Origin of the sequence: Paraburkholderia sp. J69-1, from assembly GCF_905220255.1 — a bacterium.
Lineage (GTDB): Bacteria > Pseudomonadota > Gammaproteobacteria > Burkholderiales > Burkholderiaceae > Paraburkholderia.
The window spans coordinates 105,992-126,281 of record NZ_CAJMZG010000006.1 but is presented as its reverse complement, the minus strand read 5'-3'; the positions used below and the strand labels follow the sequence as shown (position 1 = coordinate 126,281).

15 protein-coding genes are annotated in these 20,290 nt (G+C 64.9%); 9 read left to right on the top strand and 6 right to left on the bottom strand.

What is annotated here, in order from left to right; all coding sequences use genetic code 11:
- The first annotated feature begins 8 nt into the window (after positions 1-8).
- The 6 genes from U5A67_RS12720 (at position 9) to U5A67_RS12695 (ending at position 6,095) form a co-directional block, all read left to right on the top strand.
- A complete protein-coding gene (locus U5A67_RS12720) occupies positions 9-1,199 on the top strand; it encodes an EmrA/EmrK family multidrug efflux transporter periplasmic adaptor subunit (protein WP_321814881.1) in 1,191 nt (396 codons plus the stop codon).
- 603 nt (positions 1,200-1,802) lie between these two features.
- Positions 1,803-1,997 (top strand): hypothetical protein, encoded by a 195-nt coding sequence (locus U5A67_RS12715; protein WP_321814882.1) that lies wholly within the window; start codon positions 1,803-1,805, stop codon positions 1,995-1,997.
- Between the two features lie 79 nt (positions 1,998-2,076).
- Positions 2,077-2,238 (top strand): hypothetical protein, encoded by a 162-nt coding sequence (locus tag U5A67_RS12710; protein WP_205986984.1) that lies wholly within the window; start codon positions 2,077-2,079, stop codon positions 2,236-2,238.
- 48 nt (positions 2,239-2,286) lie between these two features.
- Positions 2,287-2,601, top strand: a complete 315-nt coding sequence (locus tag U5A67_RS12705) for a hypothetical protein (RefSeq protein WP_205986983.1) — start codon at positions 2,287-2,289, stop codon at positions 2,599-2,601.
- A 116-nt stretch (positions 2,602-2,717) separates the two neighbouring features.
- Positions 2,718-4,892 (top strand): catalase/peroxidase HPI, encoded by a 2,175-nt coding sequence (gene katG, locus U5A67_RS12700; protein ID WP_321814883.1) that lies wholly within the window; start codon positions 2,718-2,720, stop codon positions 4,890-4,892.
- Between the two features lie 456 nt (positions 4,893-5,348).
- On the top strand, positions 5,349-6,095 hold the full coding sequence (locus tag U5A67_RS12695) for a hypothetical protein (protein ID WP_321814884.1): 747 nt from the start codon (positions 5,349-5,351) through the stop codon (positions 6,093-6,095).
- A 30-nt stretch (positions 6,096-6,125) separates the two neighbouring features.
- Here the strand turns inward: U5A67_RS12695 and U5A67_RS12690 are convergent, their stop codons facing one another.
- Genes U5A67_RS12690 through U5A67_RS12680 form a run of 3 tightly spaced genes read right to left on the bottom strand, consistent with a single transcriptional unit; the run spans position 6,126 to position 13,210 of the window.
- Positions 6,126-7,010, bottom strand: a complete 885-nt coding sequence (locus U5A67_RS12690) for a transglutaminase family protein (protein ID WP_321814885.1) — start codon at positions 7,008-7,010, stop codon at positions 6,126-6,128.
- Positions 7,007-9,652, bottom strand: a complete 2,646-nt coding sequence (locus U5A67_RS12685) for a circularly permuted type 2 ATP-grasp protein (RefSeq protein WP_321814886.1) — start codon at positions 9,650-9,652, stop codon at positions 7,007-7,009. The genes U5A67_RS12690 and U5A67_RS12685 overlap by 4 nt, the downstream gene beginning before the upstream one ends.
- Positions 9,653-9,712: 60 nt before the next feature.
- Positions 9,713-13,210, bottom strand: coding sequence for a transglutaminase family protein (locus U5A67_RS12680; RefSeq protein ID WP_321814887.1), 3,498 nt, complete (start codon positions 13,208-13,210; stop codon positions 9,713-9,715).
- A 161-nt stretch (positions 13,211-13,371) separates the two neighbouring features.
- Between U5A67_RS12680 and U5A67_RS12675 the strand changes: the two genes are divergently transcribed.
- Positions 13,372-14,460, top strand: a complete 1,089-nt coding sequence (locus U5A67_RS12675) for a putative zinc-binding metallopeptidase (RefSeq protein ID WP_321814888.1) — start codon at positions 13,372-13,374, stop codon at positions 14,458-14,460.
- A gap of 24 nt (positions 14,461-14,484) precedes the next feature.
- On the opposite strand, the gene U5A67_RS12670 is transcribed toward U5A67_RS12675, so the two are convergent.
- From U5A67_RS12670 to U5A67_RS12660, 3 genes are all read right to left on the bottom strand, one after another.
- Positions 14,485-15,465, bottom strand: coding sequence for an alpha-E domain-containing protein (locus U5A67_RS12670; RefSeq protein ID WP_321814889.1), 981 nt, complete (start codon positions 15,463-15,465; stop codon positions 14,485-14,487).
- A gap of 81 nt (positions 15,466-15,546) precedes the next feature.
- On the bottom strand, positions 15,547-17,028 hold the full coding sequence (locus tag U5A67_RS12665) for a circularly permuted type 2 ATP-grasp protein (protein ID WP_205981035.1): 1,482 nt from the start codon (positions 17,026-17,028) through the stop codon (positions 15,547-15,549).
- Positions 17,029-17,804: 776 nt separating this feature from the next.
- Positions 17,805-18,701, bottom strand: a complete 897-nt coding sequence (locus U5A67_RS12660) for a LysR family transcriptional regulator (RefSeq protein ID WP_321814890.1) — start codon at positions 18,699-18,701, stop codon at positions 17,805-17,807.
- A gap of 96 nt (positions 18,702-18,797) precedes the next feature.
- Here U5A67_RS12660 and U5A67_RS12655 point away from each other — a divergent pair, with 96 nt between their 5' ends.
- Together U5A67_RS12655 and U5A67_RS12650 are read left to right on the top strand one after the other, a co-directional pair.
- Complete coding sequence (locus tag U5A67_RS12655; protein ID WP_321814891.1) at positions 18,798-19,301, top strand: lactoylglutathione lyase family protein; 504 nt, start codon at positions 18,798-18,800, stop codon at positions 19,299-19,301.
- Complete coding sequence (locus U5A67_RS12650) at positions 19,298-20,287, top strand: zinc-binding dehydrogenase (protein WP_321814892.1); 990 nt, start codon at positions 19,298-19,300, stop codon at positions 20,285-20,287. Before U5A67_RS12655 ends, U5A67_RS12650 begins: the two co-directional genes overlap by 4 nt.
- Positions 20,288-20,290: the final 3 nt, after the last annotated feature.

The window sequence follows — 20,290 nt, the reverse complement described above, 5'->3', positions numbered from 1 at the left end:
AATCTGAAATGAATACCACCCAACGGCCTGTTGAAGACGCGCAGGGCACTGAACAGAACGGCAAGCGCAAGCGCATGATGACGCTGCTGGTTCTGGTGATCGTGATTGCCGCGATTGCCTACGGCCTCTATTACTTCCTCGTCGCGCGCTTCAGCGAAGGCACCGACGACGCCTATGTCAACGGCAACGTCGTGCAGATCACGCCGCAAGTCACGGGCACGGTGATTGCCGTGAACGCGGACGACACGCAGACCGTCAAGATCGGCGATCCGCTGGTGCAACTCGATCCGGCCGATTCGCGTATCGCGCTGCAGCAGGCCGAAGCGAATCTCGGCCAGACCGTGCGCCAGGTGCGCGGTCTGTTCGCCGACGACAGCCAGTACGAGGCGCAAGTCGCCGTGCGTCAGGCCGACCTCTCGCGTGCGCAGGACGACCTGCGCCGCCGTATGCAGGTTGCGCAGACGGGCGCGGTTTCGCAGGAAGAAATCTCGCACGCACGCGACTCGGTCAAGAGCGCCGAAGCCGCGCTCGACGCCGCGCAACAGCAACTCGCCGCCAATCGCGCGCTGACCGCCAACACGACCATCGCCAATCATCCGAACGTGATGGCTGCGGCTGCGAAGGTGCGCGATGCGTACCTCACGAACGCCCGCAACACGCTGCCCGCGCCGGTCACGGGCTATGTCGCGAAGCGCTCGGTGCAGGTTGGCCAGCGTGTTTCGCCGGGTACGCCGCTGATGTCGGTGGTGCCGCTGAACGCCGTGTGGGTCGATGCGAACTTCAAGGAAGTGCAACTCAAGCATATGCGCATCGGACAGCCGGTTGAAATGACGGCGGACGTGTACGGTTCGTCGGTGGTGTATCACGGCAAGGTGGTGGGTTTCTCGGCAGGCACGGGCTCGGCGTTTTCGCTGCTGCCGGCGCAGAACGCCACGGGCAACTGGATCAAGGTGGTGCAGCGTCTGCCGGTGCGTATCGCGCTCGATCCGGCCGACCTCGAAAAGCACCCGCTGCGTATCGGCCTGTCGATGCAGGTGGACGTGAATATCAAGGACGATACGGGCAGCCAGCTCGGCAACGCGCAAAACACGACTTATGAAACCAACGTGTTCGAGAAATACGGCGACGAAGCCGATGCGGAAATCGCCCGCATCATCACGGAGAACGCAGGGAACAAGGCGGGCGCGCACGCCGAATAAGCCACGCACGCCACGACGCCTTCGGCGGCTTTCGTATGAATAAAAGCCGCTGACGCAACGTATGAAGCAAAACAGGAATATCCGGTGCTTTTCGACCGGATGTTCTTTTTTATGCGTAATCGCGACGCTAACTCGGCCCGTTCATGACATTGGGGAAAATCCTGGATAGTGGGTCATAAAAAGTGAGATTTAACAAAGTTAGAATGGAAGCTCTAGATCGGCGAAGGTGAAGTTCCGCGAACCACGAGGCGGACGCTTACCGTACCGGTCATTGGCCGCAGTGGCAGCGGCCAGGCTTGTTGGTGATTTTCTGGAACCTGTTCATGAGCAATCCTGATCAAAATATGACTGCCACCTCGCACAAAGCCAGCGCCTCTGCGCTGCCAGTCTCTGCCCAGCCCGGGGCGGCAGTCTGTTCACCTCGACGTCCTCGCTTCGGCTGTTGTCCGCCATTGCGCTAGACAACACCAGCCATCGCCCTGCAGCACGCCCGGCAATCCGCACGTGCCTGCACGCAAAGCCATAGTTTGAGCCGCTGACCTGGTGAGCCATTCACCCGGCCCGCGAGCGCGTTACGCAGACTTTCGTCGCGAGGGAGACGTCATGCTGAGCCACCACGAATTCGCCACCTTGTTGCTGCTGAAGGATGCACCGGAACGCATCGAGCCGGACCGCCTGGAACTGGGCGCGTTGCGCGATCTCCAGTTGATCGCCGTCGATCCGGCCGCTGGTCTGCCCGGATTGCGCGTGACCGCGCGCGGCGACGCCATGCTGCGCGCCATCGCGCGCGCCTGTTGAGCTTCGAATCGATGGCGGTCCGCACGTGCAGGAAGTGAAGGATGGCGGTCCATACGTAACGGCAATCGTGGAGGCTGACGTGCAAGAGTCCTTGCTGGGTATGAGTGTGGGCACGGTCGTGCTGCTGATCGCAGCATGTGGCGTTATCGCGCACTATCGCCGCGAAAGGCGGCGCGCCGATCTGTTGCGCAATCTCGATCACCACGAATGGCTGCAATGGTCGCGCTCGCGTGGTCGTTGAATCGCCATCGGGCGACTGAAATCGATACCAATAACGGGGGGAAAAATCATGAGCTTCGAATTTGCTGAGCGGGATCTCGCGCACATCCGCAATGTTCTCGGCTATCTCGAGCGATCGACCGACTTTGTGCGGCAAACCGAAGCGGGCGCTGTGGTCAGCCTCGGTTATTGGCGCGCGCGGGTGAGGGCGATTCAGGTCATGCCGCTACTGCCCATGCATATCGACAAACAGGCGAAAGAACTGATTGGCCGCCTCGACCGTCTGGAATCGGCCCGGCAGGGCGCACAGGCGGTGGAGAAAAAAGCAGAGAAAAAACCGGAGAAAAAATCCGGCGAAAAACGCGCATTGGCGTCGATGTATTGAGCGCGGCGATACCGCACGGCGCGCACCGCCTATCGGCGGAATATAGACGTTCAATTGGGGCCAGTCGGCGGTAACGGATATATTAGGGCGTTCCCCCCAAGCGAAACGGAGTACACATGAGCACGCCCATCGATACACCCACCCCCGATGAAGCCAAATGCCCGTTCCATGCCGCCACCAAGCCGATCGCCGGCAGCGGTACTGCGAACCTCGACTGGTGGCCCAAACAACTGCGCGTCGACCTGCTCAACCAGCATTCCAGCCGTTCGAATCCGCTTGGCGAAAGCTTCGACTATCGCGCGGAATTCAAGAAGCTCGACTACAGCGCGCTCAAATCCGACCTGCGCAAGGTGCTGACCGATTCGCAGGAGTGGTGGCCTGCCGACTGGGGCAGCTACGCGGGTCTCTTTATCCGCATGGCGTGGCATAGCGCCGGCACCTATCGCATGATCGACGGCCGTGGCGGTGCAGGCCGTGGCCAGCAGCGCTTCGCGCCGCTCAATTCCTGGCCCGACAACGTCAGCCTCGACAAGGCGCGCCGCCTGCTGTGGCCGCTCAAGCAGAAGTACGGCCAGAAGATTTCGTGGGCCGACCTGATCGTGCTGGCCGGTAACGTTGCGCTCGAAAACGCGGGCTTCCGTACCTTCGGTTTTGCGGCTGGCCGCGAAGACGTGTGGGAACCGGACCTCGACGTGAACTGGGGCGACGAGAAAAAATGGCTCACGCACCGTAACCCCGAAACGCTCGCGAAGAACCCGCTTTCGGCCACGGAAATGGGCCTGATCTACGTGAACCCGGAAGGCCCGAATGCCAGCGGCGATCCGCTCTCGGCCGCGCCCGCCATTCGCGCAACGTTCGGCAACATGGCGATGGACGACGAGGAAATCGTCGCGCTGATCGCCGGCGGCCATACGCTCGGCAAGACGCACGGTGCGGGTTCGGCGGAGCATGTCGGCACCGACCCGGAAGCTTCGTCGCTCGAATCGCAGGGTCTGGGCTGGCACAGCGGTTATGGCTCGGGTGCGGGCGCGGATGCCATCACCTCGGGCCTCGAAGTGGTCTGGACGCAAACGCCCACGCAGTGGAGCAATCACTTCTTCGAAAACCTGTTCAAGTACGAATGGGTGCAGACGCGCAGCCCGGCCGGTGCAATCCAGTTCGAAGCGAAGGACGCGCCGGAGATCATCCCCGACCCGTTCGATCCGTCGAAAAAGCGCAAGCCGACCATGCTGGTCACCGACCTGACGCTGCGCTTCGATCCCGAATTCGAAAAGATTTCGCGCCGCTTCCTCGACGATCCGCAGGCGTTCAGCGAAGCGTTCGCACGCGCGTGGTTCAAGCTGACGCACCGCGACATGGGCCCGAAGGCCCGTTACCTCGGCCCGGAAGTGCCGTCCGAAGATCTGCTCTGGCAAGATCCGCTGCCGGCAGCGGTGCATCAACCCAGCGCCGCCGATATCGCCGATATCAAGGCGAAGATCGCCGAATCGGGCTTGTCGGTGAGCGAACTGGTGAGCGTGGCCTGGGCGTCGGCATCGACGTTCCGTGGCGGCGACAAGCGCGGCGGCGCCAACGGTGCGCGTATCGCACTGGCGCCACAGAAGGATTGGGACGTCAACAAGGCGGCCGTGGCCGTGTTGCCGAAGCTGCAGGCGATCCAGCAGGCGTCGGGCAAGGTATCGCTCGCCGATGTGATCGTGCTGGCCGGCGTGGTGGGCATCGAGCAGGCGGCTGCGGCTGCGGGCGTGAAGGTGGCCGTGCCGTTCGCAGCGGGCCGCGTGGATGCGCGCCAGGATCAGACCGATGTGGAATCGGTGGGTCACCTCGAGCCGCTCGCCGATGGCTTCCGTAACTATCGCCGCGTGCAGGATGGCGCGTCGACCGAAACGCTGCTGATCGACAAGGCGCAGCAACTGACGCTGACCGCGCCCGAACTGACCGTGCTGGTTGGCGGCCTGCGCGCGCTGGGCGCGAATTCCGACGGCAGCCGCGATGGCGTGCTGACCGACAAGGTGGGCGTGCTGAGCAACGACTTCTTCGTCAACCTGCTCGATATGGGCACGGCATGGAAGGCGGTCGATGCATCGGCGGAACGCTTCGAAGGTCGCGACCGCAAGAGCGGCGAAGTGAAGTACACCGGCACGCGCGCCGACCTGGTGTTCGGTTCGAACGCCGTGCTGCGTGCGCTCGCGGAAGTCTATGCAAGCAGCGACGCGAAGGAAAAGTTCGTTAAGGATTTTGTCGCTGCGTGGACGAAGGTAATGAACCTCGATCGCTTCGATCTGGCCTAAAGCTGGTTCCGGGATGTTGAATCCGTCCCGGCGTTGAATGACACTTGAAATGGTCCGATTAGCCTTTACGGCGAATCGGACCATTTACTTTTAGGCGCTGATTTCCGGCGTTAAATTTTTTGCTGTTTGAAATCAGAGGAATTAGTTGCCGTATTGTTTTTTGTTCGAACAAGCGTCGGCGCACTCGCTTCATGATGATATTGTCTGATCGAGATCCGGCAATGGAATGAATGCAGTGGCGTGCAGATTGCACATGCCCGGTGCCCTTGTTAGGATGGCCCCACGTCACCGGGCCGACACAGACCTGCGTAACCAACTTTGGCAACGAAGGTCGGACACATGAAACATAACATCTATCAGGTCTACTACTCGGAGCAGAGCCGTAACGAGCTGGACCCCGGCTTTATCGCGCTCGACAATACGGGGCAACGTCCAGACTGACGCGAGTACTGGCCCATGCGCCGCTTTCTGCTGGAGGAGACGCTGGAGGAAGATGTCCTGTATGGTTTCTTTTCCCCAAAGTTCAAGTTAAAGACAGGACTGGATTCGGCAGAAGTCCATGCATTCCTGAATGACGCTCCAGACGATGTCGATGTTGTCACCGTTTCGTCGTTCTACGACCAGGCTGCCTATTTCGCCAATATCTTCGAACATGCCGCGTGGATGCATCCAGGCATTGGGCCGCGCATTGACGAAGTACTGGAGTTGATTGCGCCGGGGCAGAACACCGGGACCGATTTCGTCATGAGTTCGTTCGAGACGATTTTCTGCAATTACCTGGTGGCCAAGCCCGCGTTCTGGCGGCGATGGTTAAAGGATTGCGAGCAGATCTTTCAGATCGCCGAAGCGGGCGCCAATAAGCTGGCACAGCAACTGAACATGCCTGTCAAGCATGACGGCGACGGTGCGCCGGCCAAGGTTTTTATCATCGAAAGAATCGCGTCGCTCATTATCGCAACGCAGCGCCCCTGGCGGGTGCATTGCTTCGATTCGATGACATTGCCGCCGCAGAACAAGTGGTTGGCGGAACACTATGCAGCGGATCTGATTGCACTCGACGCACTTAAATTTACGGCGAATGCAACGCGGAATCCTCAATTCGCGTGGCGCTTTTTTGAATTGCGCCTTCGTCTGTACGAGAAGATCCATCAGCCGAACGATCAAGTGGCGGAATCCGGGCAAGGCCAGGATCAAGACACCTAGCCCGACCTAGCCCGACGCTTTGCGATCAGATCACTGCGCTTTAACCTGCACGGCGACCTCCACCTGATGCGCGCCGCCGCCCAGAATCACGCCGCGCAGCAGCGAGACATCGGTGTAATCGCGGCCGATCGCAAGCGTCACGTGACCTTGATCGGCCAGTACATCGTTGGTCGGATCGAGATCGACCCAGCCTGCCGCCGGCACATAGAGCGACACCCACGCGTGCGAGGCATCCGCGCCGATCATCGGCGCTGCGCCTTCGGGCGGATCGTTGCGCAGATAGCCGCTCACATAGCGCGCCGCCAGCCCGATCGAACGCAGACAGCCAATCATCACCTGGGCGAAATCCTGGCAGACGCCATGGCGTAATTCGAACGCGCGCGCGGCGGGCGTATCGAACGCCGTCGCCGTCGGGCGATAGGAAAAGTCCGCGTGGATGCGGTGCATCAGATCGATCGCCCCATCGAGCACGCTCGTGTCAGGGCCGAAGCTTTCCAGCGCATAGGCACGAAATGCCGGCAGCAAGGCAATATTCGGCGATGCAAAACAAAATTCGGATTCCGCATAAAATGCACCGCCCACTTCGTAACGCAGCGCATGCGCGACGCTTTCCCACGCAGGCGTCGCAGCGGCATCGAGCGACGCATAGCGCGGCGCCAGCAGCACGGTGGTTTCGCTCGTCATCTGCAGATCGCTATGCGGCGCGTCGAACGAGAAATACAGCACTTCGTTGCCGAACGGATCGAAGCGGCTCGTCTGATAGGACGGCGCGGGCTCGATGGTCGAGCGATGCGCGAGCACGCGTTGCCACGGCAATTCGAGCGGCTTGATGGTGGCGAGATGCTGCGCGGTTTCAACCGGCGTCGAATAGCGGTAGGTCGTGCGGTGCGTGACCGCGAGGCGCGTGCCGCTCATGACCACACCTGCGCGGCGGGCGGCGTGGCATGGCTGAACCAGCGCGCGCTGATTTCATTCGAGGTGGCCGCCATGCGCGCCGCGAGGCTGTCGCACAACGCGACGAGCGCGGGATAGCGGTCGTCGTCGCCGGGTTCGCAGAGTTCTTCGAGCGTGGGCAAGGCGTCGATGGGCGCGAGCTGCGAGGCGAACGGCTCGCGGCGCGGTCCGCCCGCCGCCTGGGCGATTTCGTCCAGACGCGAGCGCAGGCGCGCGTACACGCCATAGAGGCCGCGCGGATTGGTGGGATCGGTCACGATCAGGTCGAGCAGGGCAGGCACTTCGAGGCGTCCGGGATAAAGCGAGCGATAGGTGAGCGTGCTGTCGAACAGTTGCAGCAGCACGTCGAAGCCCGCGGGCGTGGCAAGCGTGCGCTCCTGCGCGGCGATGCGCAGCGTGGTTGACATGGCGGCGACGCGCTCGATATGGCGGCCCGCGAACAGCAGGCGCCAGGCTTCGTCGCGCGTCATGCGGTCGCCCTGGCAGCCGCTGATCGCGCTCAGTTGCGTGCTCAGCACGTCGAGCGCGCGAATCAGCGCCATGCGGTCGTAGGACATCGGGCGACGCAGCGGCGTGGCGGCGCTCTCGCGCGCCGCTGCGGGCGCGAGCGACAGCGCTTGCAGCGCATCGCGGAAGTCGTTGCGCGAGGCCAGCACTGTGCGCCAGTGATCGCTCGACAGACGGCCGCGAATTTCGCCGCACGCATACGCCTGGCCCGCGAGCGTCTGGCCGATGCTGGCGCTGCCGCCGCTACCCGCGTTCTCATGCAGATTGGCCACCAGCACGCGCTCGAAGGCGTCGAGGCCGCGCCGTACATCGCCGCGCGCGGACGGCACGAGCCCGCTCGCGGCGGCGAGTTCGATGAAGGTGCCGGACAGTTCGCCCGCATCGCTGCCTTCGAGCGAACCCAGAATCAGGCGGCACAGGCGCACGCCATTTTCCGCGCGCTCGCCGTAGCGGCCGGCCCAGAAGAGATTCTCCGCGGCGCGGCTCGGTACGCGACGGCGTTCGCGGCGCAGGTCGCCGGGCTGCATCGGCCGGGGCAGCATCGAAAAGCCGGTGCCCGGCTGGCTCGACAGCACCCAGGTATCGACGCTGCTGCCGCCGGCCTGCATCGACACCGATTCCTGGTGTTCGGCGGCCAGCCGCGTGAAGCCGCCGGGCAGCACGCGCCAGCCGCATGCCGGATCGGCGATCGCGTAGACGCGCAGCACGGCCGGGCGCGCGCCCAGCATGCCCGCGCCGCTTTCGTAGCGTGGCGTGTAGCTGTAGCGCAGCGGCTGCTGGACCGTGAAGGCGTCGGGGAGTTGCGCGATGCGCTCGCGCCATGCGTCGAGCGCCTGCGGCCCGGCGGCGAGCCCCGGCGCCGCGCTGGCGGCGCCGCTTTGCCCGCGCGGCCAGGTGGGCACCAGCAGCGCGTCCGTGAGTTGCGTTTGCGCGTCGCGCCAGGCGGCTTCTTCGCCGCACCACCAGGTCGGCACGCCGGGCAGCGCCAGCGGTTCGCCCAGCAGCGCCTGCGACATCGCGGGCATGAAGCCGTGCAGCGCCGGCGATTCGGCGAAACCCGCGCCTGGCACGTTCGACACCATCACATTGCCCGCGCGCATCACCTGCAGCAGCCCCGGCACGCCGATGGTGGAATCGGCGCGCAATTCGACCGGGTCGCAGAAGGTATCGTCCAGACGCCGCAGCACTGCATGCACGCGCTCCAGGCCGCCGAGCGTCTTCAGATAAAGCATGTCGTTGCGCACGGTCAGGTCTTTGCCCTCGACCAGCGTGATGCCCAGATATCGCGCAAGAAAAACGTGCTCGAAATACGTCTCGCTGAACGGCCCCGGCGTGAGCAGCACGATATGCGGCGAGGCGTTCGCGCCGCGTTCGTTATCGTCGCGCATGAGTGCACGCGCGGCGGCCGCGAGCGTGGCGACCAGTTGCGAATACGACGGCGCGAGCCGGTGCACGCGCATCGCGCGAAACGGCTCGGCGAACAGGCTGGAGACGATCAGGCGATTTTCCAGCAGATAACCGAGGCCCGAAGGCGCTTCCGTGCGATGCGACACCACGGTCCACTGGCCGGTGGGCGCGCGCCCCAGGTCCAGCGCGACGATTTGCAGATACTGCCGGTCGGGCGGCACGAAACCCTTCACGGCGCGCAGATAACCCGGATGGCCGAACACCAGTGCGGGCGGCAGGAGACCGCGCGCGAGCAGCGTCTGCGGCCCGTAGACATCGGCGACGATCTCGTTGAGCAGGCGTGCGCGTTGTGCCACGCCGCGCTCGATATGCGCCCATTCGTCCTCGCCGATGATGAGCGGCAGCAGATCCAGCGCCCACGGACGCGGCCCGCCGCGATCGGCGTAGACGTTATAGGTGATGTCGTTTTCGCGGACCTGACGCGCGACCGACGCCGCCGCGCTGTCCAGACCCGCCACGCCCGCCTCGTCGAGCAGACTGAAAAACTGCTGCCACGGTTCGCGCCAGTTGCCGTCCGGCGCGCTCAGCTCTTCCCAGTGCCCGCTGCGCACCGGCAGCGTGCGTAGCGGCGCGCGCGCCTCGTCATCGTGGGCGGCGGCATCGAACGGCAGGGAGGTCTGGATCGGCAAGATGGTGTGGCGCGCCCGTCTTCCGGGCGCGTTCGCAGTGAGGCTTGTGGGTGAGGTCGATTACGGCTGCCGCAGATCCAGCGTGAACGGGAATTCGAGGCTGCGCGTGGGCGGTGCGGATTCGACCTGACCCGGCGTGTGGCCGGTCGTGAAGAAGCGCGCGCGCCGCCGGCTTTCGGCCTCGTAGGCGTTGACCGGGAACGTCTGATAATTGCGGCCGCCCGGATGCGCTACATGATACTGGCATCCGCCGATCGCGCGGCCACTCCAGGTATCGACGATATCGATCGTGAGCGGCGCATGCACGCCGATGGTCGGATGCAGCGACGCCGACTGCTGCCACGCGCGATAGCGCACGCCCGCCACGCTTTCTCCGGCGCGCCCGGTCGGTTGCAGCGGCAGCGCGTGGCCGTTCACGCTCACGCGATGGCGGCTTTCGTTGATGCCGAGCACGCTCACCTCCATGCGCTCCACCGACGAATCGACGTAACGCACCGTGCTGCCGCCCGCGCCTTCTTCGCCCATCACGTGCCACGGTTCGAGCGCGTGGCGCAGCGTGAGCGCGATGCCGCTCGTGTGCAGCTCGCCCACCAGCGGGAAGCGGAACTCGACATGCGGCGCGAACCACGCCGGGTCGAGCGCGAAGCCCGCCGCGGCGGTTTCGGCGAGCACATCGTCGAAATCCATCTTTACGAAGGTCGAGAGCATGAAGCGGTCGTGCAGCGCCGTGCCCCAGCGCGTCAGACGCTGCGTGTACGGCGCGTGCCAGAAACGCGCGACCAGCGCACGCAGCAGCAGTTGCTGCGCGAGGCTCATGCGCGCGTGCGGCGGCATTTCGAAGCCGCGCAATTCCAGCAGACCGAGGCGGCCGGTCGGGCCGTCGGGCGAATAGAGCTTGTCGATACAGAACTCGGCGCGGTGCGTATTGCCGGTCACGTCGATGAGGATATTGCGCAGCGCGCGGTCGATCAGCCAGGGCGGCACGCGCGCACCGTTATCGGCCGAAGCCGCCTGATCCGGCGCGCCGTAACTGCGCAGCAGATCGACCTGACGCTGGATTTCCGCGAAGGCGATTTCGAGTTCGTAGACCTGATCGTTGCGCGCTTCGTCCACGCGCGGCGCCTGGCTGGTCGGGCCGATAAAGAGCCCCGAGAATAGATACGACAGCGACGGATGGTTGTGCCAGTAGGCCACGAGGCTCGCGAGCAGGTCGGGGCGGCGCAGGAACGGGCTGTCGGCGGGCGTCGCGCCGCCCAGCACCAGGTGATTGCCGCCGCCGGTGCCGGTGTGGCGGCCGTCGAGCATGAACTTCTCGGTCGAAAGCGCGGTTTCGTGCGCGGCCTGATAGAGGAATTCGGTGCGCTCGACCAGTTCGCCCCAGTTCGACGACGGGTGGATGTTCACTTCGATCACGCCCGGGTCGGGCGTCACCTGAAGCATCTTCAGGCGCGGGTCGCGCGGCGGCGGATAGCCTTCGATCACCACGGGCAGCGCGAGATCGGCGGCCGTGGCTTCGATGGCGGCGAGCAGATCGAGGTAATCGTCGAGTTGCGCGAGCGGCGGCATGAACACGTGGATCTGGCCTTGCGCGCCGCCGAACGCGGCGGCTTCTGCTTGCGGGCCGGCGGCGCGCGCGGGATCGCGCACTTCCACGCACAGCGCCGTGCGGCGAATCCACGCCGCCGATTCGCCGCGCGCGGGCTGGCGGGCGGTGTCGGGGTTGCGTTCGCTATTGCGTTCGCCGTGCGCGTGCGCGCTTTGATCGGCGTACGCGGTTGCGACATCGACATCGCCCTTGACCGTAGCCGCTTCGCCGCGATACTGCATGCGCAATTCGGCGGCGCTGCGCAGCGGCGTGGGCGCGCCGAACGGATCATGCGCGTGCTGCCACGGATAGTCGCCAGCCGACACCCACGGCAGCGAGTCGAGCGGCAGCCGGTAACCCATCGGCGAATCGCCGGGAATCAGGTACATGCGCTCGTCGCGGAAGAACCATGGGCCGCTGACCCAGCGCGGTCCTTGCAGGGCGGGCTGTATGCCGCTCTGCGCCGAAAGCGGCTCGAGCGGCAGCACGTAGCCGGTGACCGCATCGAGGCCGGTATCGAATACGCGGCGCAGGCGCACGCGCTCGAGTTCGTCGTCCAGACGCGAATCGAACGGATCGACGTTCACGGGCAGGCGGCGCTCGCGCCACAGGTAATACCAGGTGTCCTCGTAGCCGGGCTGCACGTGTTGCGGATCGACCGCGAGCTTCGCGGCGAGATGGCCGATAAAGCGTTGCGCGTCGGCGGCCGTGTGGTGCGTGCTACTGCGCTCGTCGGCGAACAGCGACGGGTCGTGCCAGCACGGCTCGCCGTCCGCGCGCCAGAACAGCGACAGCGCCCAGCGCGGCAGTTGCTCGCCCGGATACCACTTGCCCTGGCCGATGTGCAGGAAACCGCGCGCGCCGTACTGCGCGCGCAGTTTGTCCATCAGCGAAATGGCGTAGCGGCGCTTGGTCGGGCCGAGCGCTTCGGTGTTCCACTCGGGCGCGTCGCGGTCGCTGGCGGCCACGAAAGTGGGCTCGCCGCCCATCGTCAGGCGCACGTCCGAGGCGGCGAGCGCGGCGTCCACCTGCTCGCCCATCGCCTGCATCTGCGTCCATTGCTCGTCGGTGTAGGGCAGCGTCACGCGCGGCGTTTCCTCCACGCGCGTGATCGTCATCGAGTGCGAAAACTCGACTTCGCAGTCGTCCAGCGCGCCCGAAATCGGCGCGGCGCTGCCCGGTTCCGGCGTGCAGGCGACGGGAATATGGCCTTCGCCCGCGAACAGCCCCGAAGTCGGATCGAGGCCGATCCAGCCCGCGCCCGGCAGATAGACTTCGCACCAGGCGTGCAGATCGGTGAAATCGGCTTCGGCGCCTTGCGGGCCGTCGATCGCCTTGACGTCGGGCGTCAGTTGCAGCAGATAGCCGGACACGAAGCGCGCGGCCAGACCCAGTTGGCGCAGCGTCTGCACCATCAGCCAGCCGGAGTCGCGGCACGAACCCGAGCGCTTTTCGAGCGTATCCTCGGGCGTCTGCACGCCGGGCTCCATGCGGATGAGATAGCCGATGTCGCGTTGCAGCCGCTGGTTCAGATCGACGAGAAAATCGACCGTGGCGCGCGGCGAACGGTCGATGGTCTCGACGAAGGCGGCGAAGCGCGGCGTGGGCTCGCTGCGCGCGAGATAGGGCGCGAGTTCGGTCGCCAGCTCCGGCGTGTAGGCGAAGGGGAACTGCTCGGCGCTCGGTTCCAGGAAGAAGTCGAACGGGTTGTAGACCGCCATTTCCGCGACCAGATCGATCGTGACGCGGAATTCGCGCGTCGGCTCTGGAAAGGCGAGCCGCGCCTGATAGTTGGCGAACGGGTCCTGCTGCCAGTTCACGAAATGATCGGCGGGTTCGACGCGCATCGAATACGAAAGGATGGGCGTGCGGCAATGCGGTGCGGGACGCAGACGCACCACATGCGGCGCGAGGCGCACGAGCCGGTCATAGCGATACTGCGTGACATGGTTTAACGCGACACGGATGGACACACCCGACTCCTCGTTCGACAGGGATGAATTGAAAGGCTGGACGCGCGCCTATGATGCGCACGGTGCGAGTGGCGGTGATGACAACCGTCGGCAACGTGCCGCCGGATGTGACGCGGCACGCGGCGTGCTCTGCCGTTCGCGCCCAACACAGGAAAGCGGCCATGAAGACGTTTCACTGCGACCACTGCAATCAACTGGTGTTCTTCGAAAACGAGCGCTGCGAGCGTTGCGACGCCCGTCTGGGCTATGTGCCCCAGAGTGGTGAAATGCATGCGTTCGAGGCGTTGGAAGCGTTGGAACAGGCGGGCGAGGGCCGCTGGCGCATCCTGAACACGCAGGCGCCTGGCACGCTGTTTCGCCAGTGCCACAACTACGCGGTCGAGAACGTCTGCAACGGCATGATCCCCGACGACGCAGCGCACGCCAACGACACGCTCTGCCGCGCCTGCCAGTTCACGCGCACGATTCCCAATCTGGAGCGCCCGGAAAACCGGCTCTACTGGTACAGGCTGGAAGTGGCCAAGCGGCGCCTGCTCTACACGCTGGGCGCGCTGGGCCTGCCGCTGGCCACGCGCGCCGAAGACCCCGAACACGGCCTGCAGTTCGAGTTTCTCGAAGAGATGGGCGATGGCCAGCACGTGCTCACCGGCCACGACCACGGCCTCATCACGATGAACATCGCCGAAGCCGACGACGCCCATCGCGAAAGCACGCGCGTGTCGCTGCACGAGCCGTATCGCACCTTGCTCGGACATTTCCGGCACGAGGTCGGCCATTACTATTTCGACCGGCTGGTGGCCGAAACGCGCTGGATCGAGCCATTCCGGCAATGTTTTGGCGACGAGCGCGCCGACTACGCCGCGGCGCTCGCCACGCACTACGCGAACGGCCCCGCGCCCGACTGGACCGGGCGTCACGTGAGCGCGTATGCGTCGGTGCATCCGTGGGAGGACTGGGCGGAAACCTGGGCGCACTACCTGCATCTCGTCGATACGCTCGATACGGCGGCCGCCTGCGGCGTGGCGCTCCTGCCCGACAGCCCCGATGAACCCGTGCTGCTCGACCAGACGCCGGTGGACGAGGCCAGCTTCGACAACCGGATGGCGCGCTGGTTTGCGCTGACCTATGCGCTCAACAGCCTGAACCGCAGCCTGGGCATGCCCGACGGCTATCCGTTCACGCTGGCTCCGCCGGTCATCGACAAGTTGCGTTTCGTTCATCGCGTGATCTCGGCGGCGGCGCAAACCTGATTGCGGATGGTCCGACGGCGCGCGTCAGGCGGCGGCCGCGACCGGCTCGGGAATCGCCGGGCGCACGAGATCGCGGCCGACGCGGCGCGCCAGTTCGTTGATGCGCGCGATCAGCGCAACGAGCCAGCTACGCAGCGCCGAGGTTTGCTCATTCGCGAACCAGGCGTCGAGCGGCGCCTGCCGCACTTCCTCGCACAGTTGCAGCGCAAGCCGCTCGGTTTGCGCCGATTGCCCGTTGCGCAGCCGCACGGCAATGCGGCGGATTTCCTCCAGACTCGCGGCGAGCGAACCCGGCCAGTCCTGGCATTGAACCAGCAGGGCCGCGACGCGCGCGGGCGCGATGGCGTCGCGATACACCTCGCGATAGGCGTCGAGCCCCGACACGGCACGCAGCAGCGCATTCGCGCCGTGATAATCGAAGGCGTCCGGTTTGAGCAATTCGCAATGGGCTTCGAGCGTGCGCGCCATATGATCGGCGCGCTCCACGCAGCCGCCCAGATGCAGGAACGCGGAGGTCTCGTTCTGCACCGGCGCGGCCAGTTGCACGCCGCGCACGAGATGCAGACGCTGCTTGATCCACTCGAAGAACGCATAGGGATCGTGCTCGTGCAGATCGTCGGCGAGAAGGCGCTGCAAATCGAGCCACGTGGCGTTGAGCGTTTCCCACAACTCCGCGCCCAGACAGCCGCGCACGGCGCGCGCATTTTCGCGCGCAAAACGCAGGCTGCTGACGATCGACGACGGATTCGCCGCATCGGCGCCCAGATACGCGATCACCTCGCGGCGCTCGATGCCGTGATGCGAAAGCCGATAGTGATCGGCCAGCCCCACGATCGACAGGATCGTGAGCCAGCTATGCGCGGCGCTGTCTTCGGCTTCGCTCGCGCCGGCATACGCGGGCAGCAAGGAGCGCTGATAGCAGGCGTCGAGCAGACGCGCGAGATGATCGGCACGCGCGGTGTGACGGGTCATCCAGAACAGATGTTCGGCAGTGCGGCTCAGCATGGGGCCTCCGGAGTGGCGCGATCGGCTGATGATTCGTTTGGTTGAACCGGTTAATTCGGATTACTGATGAGTGTGCGAGTTTCAGCTCGCCTGTCGCTCCAGCACCCAGGTGTCCTTGGTGCCGCCGCCCTGCGATGAATTGACGACCAGCGAACCTTCGCGCAACGCCACCCGCGTGAGCCCGCCCGGCACCATGCGCACTTCCTGGCCGGACAGCACGAAAGGCCGCAGATCGATATGGCGCGGCGCGATGCCGCTTTCGACCCAGGTGGGGCAGGTCGAAAGCGAAAGCGTCGGCTGGGCGATGTATTTATCGGGATGCGCGATCAGCACGGCGCGGAATTCCTCGATCTCCGCGCGCGTGGCCGCCGGGCCGATCAGCATGCCGTAGCCGCCCGCGCCATGCGTTTCCTTGACGACCAGTTCGGGCAGATGATCGAGCACGTAACGCAGATCGTCGGGCTTGCGGCACATCCACGTGGGGACGTTGTTGAGCAGCGGCTCTTCGCCCAGATAGAAACGCACCATGTCGGGCACGTAGGGGTAGATCGACTTGTCGTCGGCGACACCGGTGCCTACCGCATTGCAGAGCGTGACGTTGCCCTTGCGGTACACGTTCATGAGGCCCGCTGCGCCGAGCGTCGAATCGGAGCGGAACGCGAGCGGGTCGAGGAAATCGTCGTCCACGCGCCGGTAGATCACGTCCACGCGCTGCGGTCCCTGCGTCGTGCGCATATAGAGGTGATCGTTTTCGACGAACAGATCTTGGCCTTCGACCAGCTCGATACCCATTTGCTGTGCGAGAAACGCGTGTTCGAAATACGCCGAGTTGTACATGCCGGGCGTGAGCAGCACGACGGTGGGATTGTCGGTGCCGGCGGGCGCGGCGGCGCGCAAGGTATCGAGCAGCAGATCCGGGTAATGCGCGACCGGCGCAATGCGATTGCGCACGAACAGGTCGGGGAACAGCCGCATCATCATCTTGCGGTTTTCCAGCATGTACGAGACGCCGGAAGGCACGCGCAGATTGTCTTCGAGCACGTAGAACTCGCCTTCGCCCGCGCGCACGATGTCGATGCCGGCGATATGCGCATAGATGTCGCGCGCGACGTTTACACCCTGCATTTCAGGGCGATATTGCGCGTTGCGCAGAATCTGGTCGGCGGGCACGATACCCGCGCGCACGATGTCCTGGCCGTGATAGATATCGTGGATAAAGCGGTTGAGCGCATTCACGCGCTGGCGCAGGCCGCGTTCCAGTTGCGTCCATTCATCGCGCTGGAAAATGCGCGGAATCACGTCGAAGGGAATCGTGCGCTCGGTGCCCGCGCCCGTGACGTCCTTCTCGCCATAGACGGCGAAGGTGATGCCCACGCGGCGGAAGATCGTGTCCGCTTCCGCGCGCTTCTTGTGCATCTGATGCTCGCTCTGGCTGCGCATCCACGCGAGAAACTCGCGGTAATGCGCGCGCGGCTCGCCTGCCTGCGGAAACGCCGCGGCAGTCAGGCCCCGAACATCGAACTCCCCGTACTCGAACATCTCATTGAAGAATGTTTGCGTCATATCCGTTCTTCCGTCCGCTGCTGTCGTTCACTGCTGGCTGGCAGGTTGTCCCTGACCCGCGCGGGCTCGTTGTACGCAAGCGTGCTGCTCCGATCGGTGACGCCGGAATTCCGCCGGGGCGTGCAGCGGACCCGTGAAGGGCACGCTGCGCGGCGTCGGTAGATTCGCCTGATCGAAACATCGGTGCATCCGGCGCGCGTCGCGAGGACGCGTGCCGGATGCACGTGGCTAAGCGTTGCATGAGCGCCGCATGAGCGTTGCTCAACGAGGCCGGCATGGCTGCGCTGGGTGATCGGGCTGAAAGAGGCAATGCAACTTCCATGCCGATGCGCGCAAACTCATGCGTCGCGGCTCGATTGGCCGGTGCACCGGTTCGGCGCCCGTGGCGCGCGATGCGGCCTGCATCGCGCCGGGCGCCTGAAGCGGTGCTCAACGCGCTCGAAGCACTAAATCGATGCGTAATCCGGCTGCGTGGCGAAAAGGAAGCGGAAGGCCATGCGCGAAGATGGTGCGCGTGGCGACGGTCGACGGCGAACCGGGGCGGTGGAGCATCGCGAAAGAGTCCATAGGCGACGATTAATCGAGAAGGCGGCGCGATGGCTGGCGCCGGATGCGCGCAGCCGCTCTCGTCGGCGCGCGCGTTCTTGTTGTCGGCCTACATGAAGCGCGTCGTGTGTTTCATGATGATGACAAGGCGATGCGTGAGAGATTAATCGACGAAAAATCGTTTTTCGCTGCGCGGCGAACGAAGCCAATATCGATGCGCGCGCAACTTTCTACTTCCTTTCGTGCGCGAGCGCACTGAACTTCAAACGCTCCCGAATCCGCTCCACCACCCATTTCGCCCGCGCCGAAAGCGGCCATTCCGCGCGATGCAGCAGCCACAGCGTATCCACTACGGGTGCGCCGCATTCGATCACCTTGATCGCGGCTGCATCGGCGAATGCTTCGCGCGCATGCCGCGGAATCACCGTAAAACCCAGGCCGCGCGCCACCGGCGCAAGAATCAGCGATATCTGGTTGCTGAAGCCGCGCAAGGGCAGCGCGCGCACGCCCGGACTGGCCGGAAAACGCCGCGCCAGCAGCCGCGTGGCCATGGCCTGGCCATCGGGGTGATCGATAAAACCGAGCCGTTCGAGATCGGCCCAGCTTTGCACGTCTTCGCCAGCGGGCACGACCAGTTCCAGCGGCTCTTCCGCAAACGGTTCGGCCGCAAGCCGCGGATCGTCGGGCCGCAGCGTCACCACGCCAATTTCATAGCACTTGTCGAGCACGGCCTCGCGCGTTTCCGTGTCCGGTGCGAAACGATGGCGGATCACGAGCCCCGGATGCGCCTGCTGCAAGTCCAGCAAGAGCGGATAGAGCGCGAGCCCCACGCTGCCCGGCGTGATGAGACTGACTTCGCCGCTGTCGACGGTGCGATCGGATAGCTGCAGTTGCAGCCGTTTATGCGCCTGTTCGACGGCGTTGCAGTAGTCGAGCAGCGCCACGCCGGCCGGCATCAACTCGATCTGGCGGCCGCGCCGGACCAGCAACGGACCCAGTTGGGCCTCCAGATGCTGCATGTGCTGGCTTACGGCCGCCTGCGTCAGCCCTAATTGATTGGCCGCGCGCGTGAAGCCGCCCAGTTCGGCCACCGCCGCGAAGGAGCGCAGCCATTGAGGATTGAGCATAACGAACTCTTATCAAAGCGATAAGGTTCCATTAGAGCAGATGTGGGCTCGCACGCGCTACGCTTGTCGGGTCAACGTTTTCAGGAGTGTTCTGTCATGAACCGGCCCTATCCGCGCAGCTTTTCCCACATCGGCCTGTCGGTCACCGATCTCGACGCCGCCGTGCGTTTCTACAGCGACGTCATGGGCTGGTATCTGATCATGCCGCCGACCACCATCACCGAAGACGACAGCGCCATCGGCGTGATGTGCACGGATGTGTTCGGCGCGGGCTGGGATTCGTTCCGCATCGCGCATCTGTCGACGGGCGATCGTATCGGCGTGGAGATTTTCGAGTTCCGCAACGCGCAGAAGGCCGAGAACAACTTCGAGTACTGGAAGACCGGCGTGTTTCACTTCTGCGTGCAGGACCCGGATGTGGAAGGGCTGGCGGCGAAGATCGTCGCGGCGGGCGGCAAGCAGCGCATGCCGGTGCGCGAGTATTTCCCCGGCGAGAAGCCGTACCGCATGGTCTATATGGAAGATCCGTTCGGCAATATCGTCGAGATTTATAGCCACAGCTACGAGCTGACCTATTCGGCCGGAGCGTATCAATCGTGACGAACACGGTCGCGCCGACCCATCGTGCCTGGACCTGGCACGGCAGCGCCAATCCGCTCGATCTGACGCTGCAGCAGGTGCCGATGCCGGTGCCGGCCGCCGGTCAGGTGCTGGTGCGCAATGTCGCGATCGGGCTGAATCCGGTCGACTGGAAGGTGCTGGGCGGCGCGCTGGTGGACTGGCAGGACGGCCATGTGCCGGGCGTCGATGGCGCGGGCGTGGTGGTGGCGCTGGGCGAGGGCGTGTCGGCGCACTGGCTGGGGCGCCGCGTGGCCTGGCACACGAGTCTGCACGCGCACGGCAGCTTCGCGGAGCACACGCGCGTCGACGTGCGCGCGCTGCTCTGCATCCCCGATACGCTCGATTTCGACCTCGCCGCGAGCCTGCCGTGTCCGGCGCTGACGGCCTGGCTCGCGATCGAAAAAGTGCCGGTCAAGCCGGGCCAGACCTTGCTGATCAGCGGCGCGGGCGGTGCGGTGGGCCAGTATCTGGTGCAACTGGCGGCCGCGCGCGGCTTCGTGGTGACGGCGATGGCGAACGCGCGGCATCGCGATCGCCTCAAGTCGCTGGGCGCAGCCGATTGCATCGACGGACCCTTGCCCGATAGTGGCGCGTGGACGGGCGGACGCCGCTTTTTCGCGGTGATCGATGCGGTGAGCGGCGCTCACGCCACGCGCATGGCCGATGCCTTGAAGGCGAACGGTCATCTGGTCTGCGTGCAGGACCGCGTGGCGCAGTGGCCGTGCGATCCGTTCGGCTTGACGCTGTCGATGCACGAAGTGGCGCTGGGCGCGCTGCATCAGCATGGCGACGACGACGCGTGGACGCAGTTGCGCACCGCAGGCGAGCAGATGCTGGCCGCCATCGCGCATGCGCGTTTGCAGCCGCCGGAACGCGTGGTGCGCGACTTCGAGGATCTGGCGCATCTGCTGGACGCACTGCGGCAGCGCAGTTTCGGCGGCAAGCCGGTGGTGCTGATTCGCTAGCGC

Excerpts from the sequence above, each read along its gene's own strand:
- U5A67_RS12705 (WP_205986983.1), top strand. The coding sequence starts at position 2,287 with ATGAGCTTCGAATTTGCTGAGCGGGATCTCGCGCACATCCGCAATGTT.
- katG (WP_321814883.1), top strand. The coding sequence starts at position 2,718 with ATGAGCACGCCCATCGATACACCCACCCCCGATGAAGCCAAATGCCCG.
- U5A67_RS12720 (WP_321814881.1), top strand. The coding sequence starts at position 9 with ATGAATACCACCCAACGGCCTGTTGAAGACGCGCAGGGCACTGAACAG.
- U5A67_RS12715 (WP_321814882.1), top strand. The coding sequence starts at position 1,803 with ATGCTGAGCCACCACGAATTCGCCACCTTGTTGCTGCTGAAGGATGCA.
- U5A67_RS12670 (WP_321814889.1), bottom strand. The coding sequence starts at position 15,465 with ATGCTGAGCCGCACTGCCGAACATCTGTTCTGGATGACCCGTCACACC.
- U5A67_RS12655 (WP_321814891.1), top strand. The coding sequence starts at position 18,798 with ATGAACCGGCCCTATCCGCGCAGCTTTTCCCACATCGGCCTGTCGGTC.
- U5A67_RS12660 (WP_321814890.1), bottom strand. The coding sequence starts at position 18,701 with ATGCTCAATCCTCAATGGCTGCGCTCCTTCGCGGCGGTGGCCGAACTG.
- U5A67_RS12665 (WP_205981035.1), bottom strand. The coding sequence starts at position 17,028 with ATGACGCAAACATTCTTCAATGAGATGTTCGAGTACGGGGAGTTCGAT.
- U5A67_RS12695 (WP_321814884.1), top strand. The coding sequence starts at position 5,349 with ATGCGCCGCTTTCTGCTGGAGGAGACGCTGGAGGAAGATGTCCTGTAT.
- U5A67_RS12675 (WP_321814888.1), top strand. The coding sequence starts at position 13,372 with ATGAAGACGTTTCACTGCGACCACTGCAATCAACTGGTGTTCTTCGAA.
- U5A67_RS12690 (WP_321814885.1), bottom strand. The coding sequence starts at position 7,010 with ATGAGCGGCACGCGCCTCGCGGTCACGCACCGCACGACCTACCGCTAT.